Source organism: Streptomyces sp. NPDC006174 (genome assembly GCF_040614075.1).
GTDB lineage: Bacteria > Actinomycetota > Actinomycetes > Streptomycetales > Streptomycetaceae > Streptomyces.
Window position 1 is genome coordinate 402870 of sequence record NZ_JBEXTJ010000001.1, and the last position, 13399, is coordinate 416268.

Genomic DNA, 13399 nt, shown 5'->3' on the forward strand with positions numbered 1-13399 from the left:
CTCCGCGATCTCGTTCATCGGATCAGGTCACTCCGCGATGGTCGGCGGTGCCGTCAGGAACGGCCGCAGCTCCAGCCACTCGTGGATCGGCTTCCCGCCCGCGCCCGGAGCGGCCGACAGCTCACCGGCCAGCTCGACGGCACGTTCGTACGAGTCCACGTCGATGATCATCCAACCGGCGATCAGGTCCTTGGTCTCGGCGAACGGCCCGTCCGTCACCGGCGGCCGTCCTTCACCGTCGTACCGGACCCAGGCACCTTCCGGCGCGAGCGCCTGCCCGTCGACGTACTCGCCGTTCTTCTCCAGCCGGGCCGCGAAGTCGTTCATGTACTGGATGTGCGCCGAGACCTCCTCCGGCGTCCAGCGGTCCATGGGCACGTCGTTGACGGCCTCCGGAGCGCCGCGGTAGTGCTTGAGCAGCAGGTACTTGGCCATGGGATTCTCCTCGGTGCGGGCGACCCATTCTGGTCGCGTTCACCTGGGAGACGGAGCGGGACGCGGGATCTCGACATGGCTGCCGGATCTTTTTTCCGCGTCCCGCACGGCCCTCAGTATCCGTAGATCATCTTGTACGCGACCTCCGGCAGGAACTGTCCGGCCGCCGACCCGCCGCCGACTCCGCAGTTGCCGTCCGACTCGCCGGGCGTCTTCAGCCACAGCAGCATCTCGGCGCCGCCGCCACTCTGGCTCGGCGTGCCGATCCGGCGTCCGCCGGGGTTGCACCACTGGCCGTTGGAGCCGTTGCCGTTGCGGCTGGTGTCGACGACGTACGGCTTCGTGTAGCCGTACGACGAGGAGAGCGCCGAGCTGATGGCGTTGCCGTACGCGGTGTTCTCGCCGGTGGTGTAGTAGTTCGAGATGTTCAGCGAGAAGCCGTGCGCCTCGCGCACACCGGCGCCGTTGAGGTGCTGGGCCATGGTGGCCGCGCCGATCCAGGCCGGGTTTCCGGCGTCGAGGTAGGTCCAGGTGTTGGGCGCGCGGTTGCGGAACTCGGTCAGGGCGCCTCGGAGCATGCCGTTCCGCTCGTTGATCTGGGCCTGGCTCAGGCAGCTGAAGTCGCCGAGCGAATCGGGCTCGATCACCACCAGCGCGGGCCGGGTGCCGATGGCGGAGGCGAAGGCGGAGATCCAGGAGTGGTACGCGGCCGGAGTCCCGGCGCCGCCGCCGGAGTGGCCGCCGCAGGCGTCGCGGCCCGGGATGTTGTACGCGATGAGCACCGGCAGCTTGTCGGCGGCGTCGGCGGCACCGACGTACGAGCCGACGGCCGCTCCGATGTCTCCGCTCCAGGCGCCGAACCAGCGGGCCATGGGCCGGTTGGCGATGTTGTCCCGGATGGCGGCGGCGCGGCCGTCACCGGCATTGGCGGCGGCCCAGGCGGCGGGGCCGGAGTGCGGGTCGGTGTAGAAACCGCTGGTCATGCTGATCGGGCTCGCCTGGACCGAGGTGGTCATGGCGTTGCCCGGTGCGGCTCCGAGCGGCAGGAGCAGACAGGCGAACGCCGAGGCGGCGAGCGTACGGAGAAGTCGTCTCACGAGTGCGGCCCTTCTCTGGGAGCGCTCCCATTCGACGGCGGCCGAGCTGTAGGGGTGGGAGGCGCGGGGTGGGGTGAGGTGGGGGAGTGCGCGCGGTGGACCTCTGGGGCCGGGGTCCGGGAACTGCCGCCGTCAGACGAGACGGTGGCAGCGGGACACCTCGCTGTCAATGAGTCGGGCACGGCGGCCGGACGGCGGTGGGCCATGACATCTGTCATCGACACCGGTGACAGCTCGCACCGAGCCGCTCCGCCTCGCCGTGGATAACGTGGCCGAAAGGCCCCTATCCAACGGTGGGAAGAGACATGCCGAGCGAGATGCTGATCGTCGAAGACCTGACGCTGCTGCTGATGGACGACGCCTCCGGCGCCATCCCGACGGCGGGCACGCTCTATTACACGCAAGGTGGCGCGGTCCTGGTCGAGCTGGGGCTCGCCGGTCATGTCCGGGTCGATGAGGGCGACCAGGGGCTGACGGGTATCAGGGTGCACGCCGTCGCCGGCCGGCCGCCGGAGGATCCGCTGCTGCGCGACGCGTACAAGAAGGTCTCCGAGAAGGTACGAGGCGTCCAGACGCTCCTGATCGAGATCGGCACCGGGCTGCGCGAGCCCGTGTTCGACCGGCTCGTGGAGCGAGGCACGCTGCGCCGCGAGACGAAGAAGGCGCTGGGCCTCTTCCGTACGACGTCGACCACCATCGCGGACACCACGTACAAGAAGGCGCGCCTGGAGCAGGTCCGGGCCGTCCTGATCGACGGTGCGGAGCCCGACGCGCGCACGGCGGCTCTCATCGGCCTGCTCTCCGCGAGCGGATCGCTGCCGAACCTGCACCGCACCGTCCCGTGGTCCGGCAAGGTCTACCACAGGGCCAAGGAGCTGGAGCGGGCCAGCTGGGGGGCGGAGGCGGTCAACTCCGCGGTGCTGCGGACCGTGGCGGCGATCGCGGCCGGGTCCGCGGCCGCCGTGACCAGCTGAGTACGGCATCGGGTCCGGGACGGTGTCAGGGGTGTGCGACCGGAGACGTACGCCTCTATGCCTCAGAGTCTGACGTTTTCCAGCCATACGGCGACGAAACTGGACGTAAGCGAGCAGGAGCCCTCCTCCGGCGCGCGGCAGACGAGGCAGCGATACCGGCAGGAGAGAAGCGAAGATGCGTGGCGTTCTGACAGGTGCTCTGGGTGGCGCGGTGGTGGTTCTCGGCATCACGGCCGCAGTGGTCGTACCCGAGGCCAAGGAGTGGTACGACGGCCGCCACGAGCAGACCTCCTCCTACGCCACCGGCAAGGCGGCCAAGGCCGACCGCGACTCCGTCCCTCGCTGGCTCCCGGACGACGCCGCCTCCGTCGAGTACGCCATGCGCACCACCGGCGGCGAGCGCGTCCTCAAGGCCAGGCTCAGCGGCGACAAGCTGCCCGAGTCCTGCGAGCCGCTCCAGGAGAAGAAGGCGCCGGACCCGGAGATCAGCGCCTCCTGGTTCCCGTCGGACACGGCGGGTCAGGCGCAGGGCCGCTGCGGCTCCTACTACGCCTCGGTGGAGGACCACACGCTGTACGCCTGGCAGACGAACGGCGACTGGACGGCGGAGAACCGCCGCTCGTCCTCCGCGGAGTAGGACGCCCGCTCTCGTACCGCCTCCGCGCGGCGGTGGTGGTCGGATGGGCACTGGTAGCGACGCGCCACCGGCCACCACCGCCGTGACGGCGTCAGATGCCGCAGCTGGGCGCGGACCAGAAGCGGCCGCTGCCACCGGCGACGTGCGTGTGGTCGTTGTGGCCCGGATAGCCCGGACCGAGGATCTCGGTGAAGCCGTGGTTGCGGGCCGCCTGAGCGAGGCCGCAGAAGCCCTGTGATCCGGCGCCGAGGTCCGCCGCGTGGCCGTACATGTGGCGGCTGTTGGCGGCGCCGCCGACCGCGCTGTTGCAGGAGACGCTGCGGAAGCCGCCGTTGACGGTCATCGGCCGGTCACCCATGGCGTGCCGCATGGCCTGGAGTTTCCACATGGTCACCAAGGCGTTGGCGCGCGCGGTGGCCGCGCTGACCCTGCCGCCGGACCAGTCGGAGTTGCAGCGGTTCAGCTCGGCGTACGTGAAGTTGACCGGCGTGCAGTCGTCGTCCTGGAGCTGGTAGATCTTGTTGAACGTCTGCGGCCCGGCGATGCCGTCGGCGCCGAGTCCGTACGCGGCCTGGAAGCGCTGGACGGCCGCCTTCGTGGCCGGACCGTACGCACCGTCGATGGTGAGCTGGTTGCCGGTGCCCGGATAGCCCGAGACCCGGATCTGGAGCTGGCGTACGGCCTCGCCGCTGGAACCCTCCCGGAGCGTGCCGCTCCAGGTGTAGCAGGCGTCGGCCGTGCCGATGTCTCCGGACGCCGTGGATGCGGGAGTTGTGGTGGCGGCGGTGTCGGGTGACGCGGAGGCGGCTGATGTGCCGCCGAGAGCGAGCACCGCGCCTGCGAGCGTCGCGAGCAGGAATCCGGTGGGACGTGAGCGCATGAGGCTGCACCTCTTCGTGAGCGGGAGTGGGCCGGCCGGTGGGATTTCGAGCCTGTGACGCTCCTTCAAGGCTGTCAAGCGCATGACAACTTTCTGCAACGTGGGTCTGGTGCGGGTGCGCGCCGAGGCGTGTGTGCTGTCCGGAAGCTGCCATCGGGCGGACGGTTCGCCGGGCGTGCCGGGGTCATGGCGGAGCGGAGGGCTTCCGAGCGGCGAGTGGATCAGAGCTCCGTCAACCGGTCGTGTTCGACGGTAGTTGCGGCGCCGCGCGTTCCTCGTCTCCGGCTGTACTGACGCATGCCGACAGCCGGAAGCCTCCGCCGAGCTCGGCGGAGGCTTCCGGCTGGTGCGGTGGTCAGACGGTGCCGAAGTCTCCGGCCTTGACGCCCGAGACGAAGGACGAGAACGCGGCGGCGGTGACGTGCAGCGTCGGGCCGTCCGTGCTCTTGGAGTCGCGTACCGGAACGGTGCCGGTGGTGGTCGCGGTGTGCGGAGCCCACTCGACGCAGGTGCCACCGTTGCCGCTGTAGGAGGACTTGACCCACTGCTGGGCCGGAGACTTGGTCGCCATGAGGGTTACAGCTCCTCGGACTTGAGACCTGTCACGAAGGTGGAGAACGCGGCGGCGCTGACGTTGAGCGTCGGACCGTTCGGGTTCTTGGAGTCGCGTACGGGAACGGTGCCGGTGGTGGTCGCGGTGCGCGGAGCCCACTCGACGCAGGATCCGCCGTTGTTGCTGTAGGAGGACTTGACCCACTGCTGAGCCGAGGATGCGGTTGTCACGAGATGCCCTTTCGATGCCGGCGGACCATGTCCACGGTCTCGGCCGGTGACAGAGACATGGACTGTCCTTGATGGTAGGCCCTCACCAACGGCAGCACAGAGGCGTTTTCACGGTCGAGATAGCCCTGCGTCTCCGACTCGACGTACGAGACCAAGGACCGGTCGTCCAGCGTCAGCAGGTTCACCAGCCGGTCGAAAGGTCGGCGCTCGCCGACGCTGTACGGCACGAGCTGGATCGTGGTGTCCGGCTGCGTGGAGAGGTCGATCAGATGCTGCAACTGCGCCGCCATGACCTCAGATCCGCCGATCGGCCGGTGGAGGCAGCTCTCGTCCAGCACCGCCATGAGCACCGGCGGCACGATCCGTACTAACGACTCCTGACGCTTCATGAGGAGCGAAACGCGTTCCTCGGCCGCCTGCGGTGTGAGGACTCCACGGGCCACGGCTCCGTTGGCCAGCGCCTGCGCGTACTCGCGCGTCTGGAGCAGTCCAGGAATCAGCCCTGCCTCGAACAGCCGGATCTCCGCCGCCGCGCTTTCCAGGACCACGTACTCCGGAAAGCCTTGCAGCAGCACACCGTGCCTGATCTTCCGGCATTCGCGCTCGAACGATTCAGCGGTTCCGGTAAATCCGAGTGCGCCGTCAACGGCGATCGAAAAGCTGAGAGTTGGGGATTTGCTGCAGGTTTCCACGCCGGAGATGTGGCGGCCGGAGTATCCGCACCGCCTGCCGAGATCGTCCTGCCGCCAGCCTCGTGCCTCGCGCACCTCGCGCAGACGCACGCCGTAGGCCGCCTCCGGGCTGTCGAGCGCATTCAGCTTCTTGCGGTTGGCCAACGTACCCCCCAGATCCGAAACGTTGATGTCTGTCTCGACGGTAGGCCACGCTGAGCCGCCTCGGTAGTCATTCCGTCACGGAGAGGAGCTGACAGGTGTACGGCGAGAACGCGCGTCCGAATGCTCAGAAGCCTCCTGGCATTCCGGAGCCTCCGGCACTTCCGGAGCTTCCGGAGCTCGGAGCCCTTGTGGTCGACACCAGCCGCGCCGACCGCGTGGGCGAGTTCCGAGGAGTGGCCGGCACGCGCTGGTCCTTGCGTCCGGTGGGCGGCGGACGCGAGTGGGAGGCCGAGCCCGGACGCGTACGACCGGCGCTGCTGATGGAGCAGCTGCGGGCCCGTACGGCACGGCTCAACGCCCGTAGCCGAGGTGAGGTGCTGTGAGTCTTTCGGTACGTGTGCGAGGCCGGCTGGCGCGGTTGACGCGGGCACTCGTCCGGCGCCGGGACGAGTGTGAGGCGCCGTTCGCGGAGCTGCAGCGGACCGAGTCCGACCCGGTGTACCGGGCGCTGTTCCTCGCGGAGTTGGAGGCGGCGATCGCCGACCGCGAGGCGGAGCGCGAGGCCGTGCTGGTGGAGGTCGCGGCGGCTGCTGACCGGCTGCGGCGCCTGCTGAGGCCGGAGCGTGCGGCGTGAGGGACCTGGTCTACGTGGCGGCCGTCACCGCGACGGCCGACGGGCGGGCGCTGTGGCTCGGCGGAATCGCCGTACCGAATCGCCGCCTCGTACTCCGCTGGCTCCGGCGGCAGGCACTGCGCCTGGCCGACGGACACGGCCGGGACCTGCCGCCGGCCTCACCGTGGCTGCGGGCCAGGGACGTCCGGCAGGTCACCTTCCACGGCTCGGACGCTCCGGAAGGACTGCGGGCGTGGGCGGGAGACGACGAGCGCCAAGGCGAGGCCATATGCGCCTTGGAGCGCGGGTTTCCCGCTCTGCTCACCGTGGCCGACCCTGCCGTGGGGTTGTGCGTCACTCTCGCCGGGTGGGCGGTAGGGTCCGGCGACCCACCGCCCCTGCGCCTCAGGGAAGAGAACTGAATCCGTGCTGCAGTGCACCGCCGTAACCGATGTCCCGTACTACGAAGCGCTTCTGGCGCTCACCACCATGGAAGGCGGTCCCGGATATCCGGCCGAGGTCCTGGAAGAGGACGAATTCCTGCTGTGCGAGCTGGGCGAGCACGACGAGTCGGCCGAGCATGCCGCGTACCTCTGGGCGGCCGACACCGTGGAGGACCAGGACCTGTGGCTGCTGTGGACGGGCAGCGGCGCGCACCGCGTCTACCGGTTCGAGGTCCGGCCGCTGTGTCCCGCGAGGCTGCGGCATCTGGCCACCGGCAAGGTCGACACGTGCGCGTACTCCGACCGCCATCCGGGACCGCACTCGTTCTTCGTCACCGATCCGCTGGGTGAAATCGTCAAGAGCCGGGAGGAGAGGAAGACAAGCGGAGGAAGGGATGCCGATGGCGATGCGGACGGAGATGCGGACGGAGACGTGGATGATCCCTGAGGACCGGCGACCGGAGGACCGGCGACCGGAGGACCGGCGGTCTGAGCTTTCCGGTCCGATGAACCAATGCACGGCTGTGGCACTGTTACCGCCTCCGGAACACGTGGTCCGGCGTGCCGTACCTGGTGAGCCGCCGGAGGCCGGGTACGTCCTGTGCGAACTGGCCGAGCGCCACACCGGCGAGCACGCGGCCCTGCTCTGGGACGTCGACGCGAGCCGCGAGGGCGTCTGGGTGCGGTGGCACGGCAGCGGCGAACGGGCCCGGCTGGCGGGCCTGGCCTGGTGTACGGCGACCGACGCGCGGAGCGGCGACGCGTGCGGGCTGTTCGCCGGCCACCCGTCGGCGCACGACTTCGACGTGGTGGACCCGACGCTGGTGGAGACGGACGCGCACCTGGACGGCCATCCGGACCCGGCGGACGGGCCGTAGAGGCGTGAGGCCTCTTCCAGCCTGCGGGCCCTGCGGCCTGCGGGTTCCGGACGACACGAAGGCGGGCGCGCGGGCATCCCCGTATCCGGAAGGGCCGCGTGCTAGGCATAGCGAGCAAGAATTCCTAAATGGGAGGTATGCAACGATGCGCATGACCCTTATCCGCGTCACGACGGCGCTCGGTGCCGCCGCCGCTCTGGCCGTCTTCGGCGCGGGCACGGCCAACGCCGACGGCCTGGGCAACTCCGGCATCGGGAACTCGGGCGTCGGCAACGCGGGCATCCACAACTGGGGCATCGGCAACGCCGGGATCGCCAACTGGGGCCTGGGCAACGCGGGCATCAAGAACTCGGGTGTGGGCAACGCCGGCATCCACAACTGGGGTGTGGGCAACGCGGGCATCCACAACGGCGGCCTGGGCAACGCCGGTCTCGGCAACACGGGCCTCGGCAGCCACGGCATCGGCAACACGGGCGTGGGCAGTTCCGGTATCGGCAACTGACGCACGCACCTGAGCCGGCCGGCCCGAGGCACCTTAGGGCCGGCCGGCTTTTTTGCGCCTCAGGAGCGGCCGACGGCAGCCGACAGGACGCGCGGCCCGGCGTACTGCGCGCTCGCGCCCAACTGCTCCTCGATGCGGATGAGTTGGTTGTACTTGGCGGTGCGGTCGGAGCGGGAGAGTGATCCGGTCTTGATCTGTCCGCAGCCGGTGGCCACGGCCAGGTCGGCGATGGTGGTGTCCTCGGTCTCGCCGGACCGGTGGGACATGACGACGGTGTAGCCGGCGCGGTGGGCGGTGTTCACGGTGGCGAGAGCCTCGGTCAACGTGCCGATCTGGTTGACCTTGACCAGAACGGAGTTGGCGACACCGGAGGCGATGCCGTCGCGCAGAATCGCCTCGTTGGTGCAGAAGACGTCGTCGCCGGTGAGCTGGCAGTGCGCGCCGACGCGTGCGGTGAGGTCGCGCCATCCGGTGAGGTCGTCCTCGGCCATCGGGTCCTCGATGGACACGACAGGGTAGGCGTCGATCAACTTCACCAGGTAGTCGACCTGTTCGGCGGAGGTGCGGCGTACGCCTTCGCCGGTGTAGTCGTACACGCCGTCGCGGAAGAACTCGGACGACGCCGGGTCCATGACGAGGCCGACGTCCGTGCCGGGCCGGTATCCGGTGCGCTCGACAGCGGCCACCACGAAGTCGAGCGCCTCCTCGGCGGTGCGGAGCGAGGGTGCGAAGCCGCCTTCGTCGCCGACGCCGGTGGAGTGACCGGCGGCGAGGAGGTCGCGGCGCAGCGTGTGGAAGACCTCGGAGCCCATGCGTACGGCCTCGGCGAAGGTGGCCGCGCCGACCGGAGCGATCATGAACTCCTGGAAGTCCAGCGGATTGTCGGCGTGGGCGCCGCCGTTGACGATGTTCATCATCGGTACGGGGAGCAGGCGGGCGTCGGAGCCGCCGAGGTAGCGGTAGAGCGGCAGCCGATGGGCCGCTGCCGCGGCCTTGGCGGCGGCCAGCGAGACGCCGAGGACGGCGTTGGCGCCGAGGCGGGACTTGGCCGGAGTGCCGTCGAGAGCGACGAGCGCGGCGTCGAGCCCGGCCTGGTCCTCGGCCTCGCGGCCGATGGCGGTGACCGCGAGCTCGGTGTTCACGTGGCGTACGGCCTGGTCGACGCCTTTGCCGTGCCAGCGGGCCGGGTCGCCGTCGCGGAGTTCGACCGCCTCACGGGCGCCGGTGGACGCACCGGACGGGACGGCGGCCCGGCCGATGGACCCGTCGGCCAGTTCGACGTCCACTTCGACGGTGGGGTTGCCGCGGCTGTCGAGGACGGTGCGGCCGGTGACGGAGGTGATGGCGGTCATGGGAGTCCTTCCCGTTGTCACACGTGTGGCCGGGTTCGGCTGCGGCGACGGTGGCGCGGGACCCGACGACGTGAACTCTACAGCAAGGCTGCGCAGCAATGCTGTTCAGTTAGGCTGCCCACTTCTTCCGGTTGGCTACGCTGCGTTAACATCTGGTATGCCTCATCCGGAATCCGCCGCCGCTTCTGCCGCTGCCTCCGCCGTCGCCGCGGAGCTGCGCACCGCGACGGGAAAGCTCACGCGCCGCGTGAAGCTGGAGGACCAGATGCCGCTCGGCCAGGTGGCCGTCCTCGGCGCGCTGGACCGCAGCGGCGCGATGACGACCAGCGACCTGGCGGCCGACCAGCGGGTCCGCCCGCAGTCGATGGCCCGAGCGGTCGGCCTGCTCATGGACCAGGGCCTGATCACCCGCCGCGCCCATCCGACCGACGGCCGCAAGGCCCTCCTCGAACTCTCCACCGCCGGCCAGGCGTTGCTGGAGGAGGAGCGGGGCCGCAGGACGGACTGGCTGGCCCGCGCGATCGAGTCGGAACTGACGGCCGAGGAGCGGGGGTTGCTGTCGCGCGCGATCGAGCTGGTGGAGCGGCTCGCGGCGCACTAGGGCGAAAGGGCTGCGGCGCCGGAGTGTGCCCCGGCAGAGGCTGGACATGTATGTGTCAAAGGTCACATACATATGACTTGCCTCTGGAAGTGCCAGCGACACTTTCGCGTACCTTTGATGATTGCTCCGAAAGGCGACTCGATCATCGATACGCAGGTTCATGCCCACAAAGTCCGTGGAATTACCCTGTGTTAAATGTTAACGGGCTGTGATTCTGTAGCCGGAATTCGCCATTCCAGAGAGGCGCGGCGTGAGGATGATGCGGTGCGACCGGATCCGAGATCTGCTCGGGTGGCGAAGACCTGCGTGCTCCGTCGGGGAGGTGTGTGCGTGAGGCGTGCATGTTGGCGCCAAGGTGTGGAGAACTCCGTTCCGGTCACGAGCTCCACTCGCGTAGCCCGGTGAGAGCCGGGTTGTCCGCGGGCCGGAGCACCGCACCCCGCTCCCTGCTCAGGCGCCCGCTCTCACGTGCTGTCGCCGGCGCCCGGTCGACGGCCTTGTCCGCTCTCCCCCCACAAGCAGGACCGTAAGGCGCCTCGCAGAGGTGGCGCCTCGTCAAGTCCCGTTCCTCAGCTCCTCACCCCACAGAGAGACTGCCGTGAACACTGTCATGCTCCCAACACGACACTGCCGATGCCGTCTGCCACGGTCCTTCCCGGCCGGGGCCGCCACGGTCACCGCCAATGAGGCGGAGCCTGAAGGGTGGCCGATATGACCGCCATGGGATCAGCGGCGACGGAGATCGCACCGAGGAGCGGCGGAAGACGCCTGGCAGGCGGGAACGCGTCCCGGCGGCGGAGTGAGTCCGCCCGGACCGTGCCGGCCAGCCCGTCGGCCCTGAGGGTCGCCGAGCTGGGCAGCTTCCTCGCCGCCCGCCGCTCCGAGGTGACACCGGAACAGGTGGGACTGCCGGGCGGAGGCTCACGCAGACTTCCCGGGCTGAGACGGGAGGAAGTGGCGATGCTCGCGGGTATCGGCGCCTCCTGGTACGCGTGGATCGAGCAGGGCCGGGCGAAGAACGTCTCCTTGGAGATACTGAAGGCCATCGCCCGGGTACTGGGTCTGACCGAGATGGAGTTCCTGTACATGGCGCGCCTGGCCGGCTACACCGTCGCCCACCGGTCACAGGGGCCGATCGACGACGAGCGGCGGCTCGCGGCCGGAGTGGTCGACAGCTTCCTCCCCAAACCCGCCTACTTCGTGAACCGCTACTGGGACATCGTGGCGGCGAACCGGAGCGCCGCGCGGCTCCTGGGCCTCGAAGGGGCCAACCACAACTACCTGGAGTCGCTCTTCCTCGACCCGCTCGCCCCGGGCCGCTTCGCCGACTGGGAAGCCGTGGCAACGGAAGCCGTGGCGCACTTCCGTACCCAGAGCGGTGAGTTCCTCGGCGATCCCCGGCTCGCCGCGCTCTCCCAGTACTTATGCGAGTGCAGCCCTGCCTTCGCGGACCTGTGGAACCGCCACCGGTTCAGCGACGGCACGGAAGTCGGTCTCGAACTGCTCCATCCGGAGCTCGGGCTGGTGCGCCTGACGCAGATCTGTCTCGACTTCACCGCGCGGCCGGGCCTCCAGCTCGTCCTCCTGGAACCGCAGCCCGGCGTCATGAGCGACCGCATAGCGCGCTGGGGCCGTGAAGCCTCCCGGGACGTCGTCGCGCCCGCCTGATCCCGGCCGACGTGAGCCGAGCCCGGCTCCGTACCTGATACGCCTCCGTGCCGCAGAAAGGAGGGCGAGGGTGAACCGTGACCGATGCCGTGCCCCGGGCCACCACCGGGTCGTGCGGTCATGACCCTTCCGCGGCCGGTGGACGGCGCCGCGCATCTGTGGCTGCTGCCCCGCCCTCCGGCCGGCGGCGGAGCACGGGGGCCCGATACGGCGGTGCTCGACGCACGTGAACGCCGCCGCGCCGAGGAGTACCGGGACGGCACCGCCCGACTGCTCTACGTCGGAGCCCACGTGGGGCTGCGCGTGCTGCTCGGCGCTTACACGGGCACCGAGCCCCGTGCCGTGCGGCTGTCCCGGGACACGTGCCCCTGTTGCGGCGAGCCGCACGGCAGGCCCGTGCTCGAACATCCGGACGTGCCACTGCACTTCTCGCTCTCGCACGGTGACGGACTGGCTCTCGTCGGTGTCGCCACCGTGCCTATCGGCGTGGACGTCGAGCGGATCCCGTCCCGCCGGACCGCGCGGGCGTGCACCGCCGCTCTGCATCCGGCCGAGCGGGCCGAGCTCGCGGCGTCACCCGCGGGCACGTACGCCGGCGCCTTCGCGCAGGTGTGGACGCGCAAGGAGGCGTACCTGAAGGGCCTGGGCACCGGCCTGGCGCGCCCCCTCGCCGCCGACTACCTCGGCGCGGACCCGGCGCGCCGGCCGTACGGCTGGCAGGTCCTCGACGTCGCCTGCCGCCCGGACCATCGTGCGTCCACCGCCCTGCGGACTTCCGGACCGGTGCGGGCGAGTGTGCGGGAGCTGTCGTCGCGGTGCCTGGAGCCGGACGGCCCGTCACCCGCGGAGGCGGCACCATACGTTCCGCCGGCCGGTCACTCCGCCAGCCGGCCGTACGCTCCCCGGTAGAACACCAGCGGTGGCGCGCTGCCCTGGGTGCCGAGGCGATGGACGCGGGCGATGACCACGTCGTGGTCGCCGCCGGGATACTCCGCCTCCGTGGAGCACTCGAGCCAGGCGGGCGTGCCGTCCAGGACCGGTGCGCCGGCCGGGGTGGTGTGCCAGCCGAGGCCGCTGAACTTGTCGCCGCCACGGGTGGCGAGCCGGGTGCTGACCTCACGCTGGTGCGAACCGAGGATGTTGACGCAGTAGCGGTCGGCGGTACGGATCTTGGGCCAGCTGCTGCTCGTCCGGGCCATGCAGAACAGCACCAGGGCGGGGTCGAGGGAGAGCGATGTGAACGAGTTCACGACGACGCCCGCGGGAGCGTGATCCCGGCCGTGCAGCGCCGTCACGGCTACGACGCCGGTGGTGAATCTGCCCAGAGTGGCGCGGAATTCGCCGGGATCGATCCGGCCGGGGGCCGGGAGGTCGGTCGGACGCTGGACGTGTGGAGGCGCGACTGACGAGGACATGAGGGCATCGTCGGCCCGATGCGCGGCGACAGGGAAGTGCCTCTCGGTGGTATTGGTGACGGCAACACCGACAGCTGCTGCGGCGCGGGTCGCGCGTCGTTAAGGTCGCACAGCGGAGCGGATCGCGCTCCCGCCCGACAGCGCACCGGCGTGCGACGGCGACGATCCCGTACGACGGACGATGGGAGCTCAAGGTGCACCACGACGCGCAACGGCCGGATGCCGCACGGGGGATCGCGGGCGGGCCGGGGGAGCCGGACACCCGTGACCGGAACCGCCGTGCGC

The 13399-nt window shown here is 70.1% G+C and carries 19 protein-coding genes; 11 read left to right on the top strand and 8 right to left on the bottom strand.

The genetic code is table 11. From position 1 onward, the window contains the following. Positions 1–27: 27 nt before the first annotated feature. Both ABZ267_RS01825 and ABZ267_RS01830 read right to left on the bottom strand, forming a co-directional pair. On the bottom strand, positions 28–435 hold the full coding sequence (locus ABZ267_RS01825) for a YciI family protein (protein WP_356746929.1): 408 nt from the start codon (positions 433–435) through the stop codon (positions 28–30). A gap of 113 nt (positions 436–548) precedes the next feature. Continuing rightward, positions 549–1532: a glycoside hydrolase family 6 protein gene (locus tag ABZ267_RS01830; protein WP_356746928.1), complete on the bottom strand. Its 984-nt coding sequence runs from the start codon at positions 1530–1532 to the stop codon at positions 549–551. Positions 1533–1837: 305 nt separating this feature from the next. Between ABZ267_RS01830 and ABZ267_RS01835 the strand changes: the two genes are divergently transcribed. Continuing rightward, positions 1838–2506 carry a GPP34 family phosphoprotein gene (locus ABZ267_RS01835; protein WP_356746927.1) on the top strand — a complete coding sequence of 223 codons (669 nt, stop codon included), beginning with the start codon at positions 1838–1840 and terminating at the stop codon, positions 2504–2506. A 175-nt stretch (positions 2507–2681) separates the two neighbouring features. Beyond that, a complete protein-coding gene (locus tag ABZ267_RS01840) occupies positions 2682–3143 on the top strand; it encodes a hypothetical protein (RefSeq protein WP_356746926.1) in 462 nt (153 codons plus the stop codon). Positions 3144–3234: 91 nt separating this feature from the next. On the opposite strand, the gene ABZ267_RS01845 is transcribed toward ABZ267_RS01840, so the two are convergent. From ABZ267_RS01845 to ABZ267_RS01860, 4 genes are all read right to left on the bottom strand, one after another. Further along, entirely contained in the window at positions 3235–4023 is a 789-nt protein-coding gene (locus tag ABZ267_RS01845; protein WP_356746925.1) for a D-Ala-D-Ala carboxypeptidase family metallohydrolase, read from the bottom strand. A gap of 355 nt (positions 4024–4378) precedes the next feature. Beyond that, positions 4379–4594, bottom strand: a complete 216-nt coding sequence (locus ABZ267_RS01850; RefSeq protein WP_356746924.1) for a DUF397 domain-containing protein — start codon at positions 4592–4594, stop codon at positions 4379–4381. Positions 4595–4599: 5 nt separating this feature from the next. After that, positions 4600–4806: a DUF397 domain-containing protein gene (locus ABZ267_RS01855; RefSeq protein ID WP_356746923.1), complete on the bottom strand. Its 207-nt coding sequence runs from the start codon at positions 4804–4806 to the stop codon at positions 4600–4602. Continuing rightward, positions 4803–5642, bottom strand: coding sequence for a helix-turn-helix transcriptional regulator (locus ABZ267_RS01860; RefSeq protein ID WP_356746922.1), 840 nt, complete (start codon positions 5640–5642; stop codon positions 4803–4805). The genes ABZ267_RS01855 and ABZ267_RS01860 overlap by 4 nt, the downstream gene beginning before the upstream one ends. Positions 5643–5737: 95 nt before the next feature. Between ABZ267_RS01860 and ABZ267_RS01865 the strand changes: the two genes are divergently transcribed. The 6 genes from ABZ267_RS01865 (at position 5738) to ABZ267_RS01890 (ending at position 8078) form a co-directional block, all read left to right on the top strand. Next, positions 5738–6025 carry a hypothetical protein gene (locus tag ABZ267_RS01865; protein ID WP_356746921.1) on the top strand — a complete coding sequence of 96 codons (288 nt, stop codon included), beginning with the start codon at positions 5738–5740 and terminating at the stop codon, positions 6023–6025. A gap of 35 nt (positions 6026–6060) precedes the next feature. Then, positions 6061–6276 (top strand): hypothetical protein, encoded by a 216-nt coding sequence (locus tag ABZ267_RS01870; protein WP_356746920.1) that lies wholly within the window; start codon positions 6061–6063, stop codon positions 6274–6276. After that, on the top strand, positions 6273–6677 hold the full coding sequence (locus ABZ267_RS01875) for a hypothetical protein (protein ID WP_356746919.1): 405 nt from the start codon (positions 6273–6275) through the stop codon (positions 6675–6677). Before ABZ267_RS01870 ends, ABZ267_RS01875 begins: the two co-directional genes overlap by 4 nt. Before the next feature lie 4 nt (positions 6678–6681). Then, positions 6682–7146, top strand: coding sequence for a hypothetical protein (locus ABZ267_RS01880; protein WP_356746918.1), 465 nt, complete (start codon positions 6682–6684; stop codon positions 7144–7146). 58 nt (positions 7147–7204) lie between these two features. Continuing rightward, entirely contained in the window at positions 7205–7576 is a 372-nt protein-coding gene (locus ABZ267_RS01885) for a hypothetical protein (protein ID WP_356746917.1), read from the top strand. Between the two features lie 145 nt (positions 7577–7721). Next, on the top strand, positions 7722–8078 hold the full coding sequence (locus ABZ267_RS01890) for a hypothetical protein (RefSeq protein WP_356746916.1): 357 nt from the start codon (positions 7722–7724) through the stop codon (positions 8076–8078). Between the two features lie 59 nt (positions 8079–8137). Here ABZ267_RS01890 and eno read toward each other — a convergent pair whose 3' ends face one another. Then, the gene (gene eno / locus ABZ267_RS01895; protein ID WP_356746915.1) at positions 8138–9430 is read right to left on the bottom strand and encodes a phosphopyruvate hydratase; all 1293 of its coding nucleotides are present in this window, start codon (positions 9428–9430) and stop codon (positions 8138–8140) included. A gap of 157 nt (positions 9431–9587) precedes the next feature. Between eno and ABZ267_RS01900 the strand changes: the two genes are divergently transcribed. The 3 genes from ABZ267_RS01900 (at position 9588) to ABZ267_RS01910 (ending at position 12608) form a co-directional block, all read left to right on the top strand. Next, positions 9588–10031: a MarR family transcriptional regulator gene (locus ABZ267_RS01900; protein WP_356746914.1), complete on the top strand. Its 444-nt coding sequence runs from the start codon at positions 9588–9590 to the stop codon at positions 10029–10031. A gap of 816 nt (positions 10032–10847) precedes the next feature. Beyond that, on the top strand, positions 10848–11699 hold the full coding sequence (locus ABZ267_RS01905; protein WP_356746913.1) for a helix-turn-helix transcriptional regulator: 852 nt from the start codon (positions 10848–10850) through the stop codon (positions 11697–11699). Positions 11700–11819: 120 nt separating this feature from the next. Next, positions 11820–12608, top strand: a complete 789-nt coding sequence (locus ABZ267_RS01910) for a 4'-phosphopantetheinyl transferase superfamily protein (protein WP_356746912.1) — start codon at positions 11820–11822, stop codon at positions 12606–12608. Here ABZ267_RS01910 and ABZ267_RS01915 read toward each other — a convergent pair. After that, positions 12575–13114, bottom strand: coding sequence for a flavin reductase family protein (locus ABZ267_RS01915; protein WP_356746911.1), 540 nt, complete (start codon positions 13112–13114; stop codon positions 12575–12577). The genes ABZ267_RS01910 and ABZ267_RS01915 overlap by 34 nt on opposite strands. Positions 13115–13399: the final 285 nt, after the last annotated feature.

Coding starts and splice junctions, on each gene's coding strand:
- eno (WP_356746915.1), bottom strand. CDS start 9,430: ATGACCGCCATCACCTCCGTCACCGGCCGCACCGTCCTCGACAGCCGC.
- ABZ267_RS01915 (WP_356746911.1), bottom strand. CDS start 13,114: ATGTCCTCGTCAGTCGCGCCTCCACACGTCCAGCGTCCGACCGACCTC.
- ABZ267_RS01825 (WP_356746929.1), bottom strand. CDS start 435: ATGGCCAAGTACCTGCTGCTCAAGCACTACCGCGGCGCTCCGGAGGCC.
- ABZ267_RS01900 (WP_356746914.1), top strand. CDS start 9,588: ATGCCTCATCCGGAATCCGCCGCCGCTTCTGCCGCTGCCTCCGCCGTC.
- ABZ267_RS01885 (WP_356746917.1), top strand. CDS start 7,205: ATGAACCAATGCACGGCTGTGGCACTGTTACCGCCTCCGGAACACGTG.
- ABZ267_RS01850 (WP_356746924.1), bottom strand. CDS start 4,594: ATGGCGACCAAGTCTCCGGCCCAGCAGTGGGTCAAGTCCTCCTACAGC.
- ABZ267_RS01845 (WP_356746925.1), bottom strand. CDS start 4,023: ATGCGCTCACGTCCCACCGGATTCCTGCTCGCGACGCTCGCAGGCGCG.
- ABZ267_RS01840 (WP_356746926.1), top strand. CDS start 2,682: ATGCGTGGCGTTCTGACAGGTGCTCTGGGTGGCGCGGTGGTGGTTCTC.
- ABZ267_RS01910 (WP_356746912.1), top strand. CDS start 11,820: ATGACCCTTCCGCGGCCGGTGGACGGCGCCGCGCATCTGTGGCTGCTG.
- ABZ267_RS01890 (WP_356746916.1), top strand. CDS start 7,722: ATGCGCATGACCCTTATCCGCGTCACGACGGCGCTCGGTGCCGCCGCC.
- ABZ267_RS01835 (WP_356746927.1), top strand. CDS start 1,838: ATGCCGAGCGAGATGCTGATCGTCGAAGACCTGACGCTGCTGCTGATG.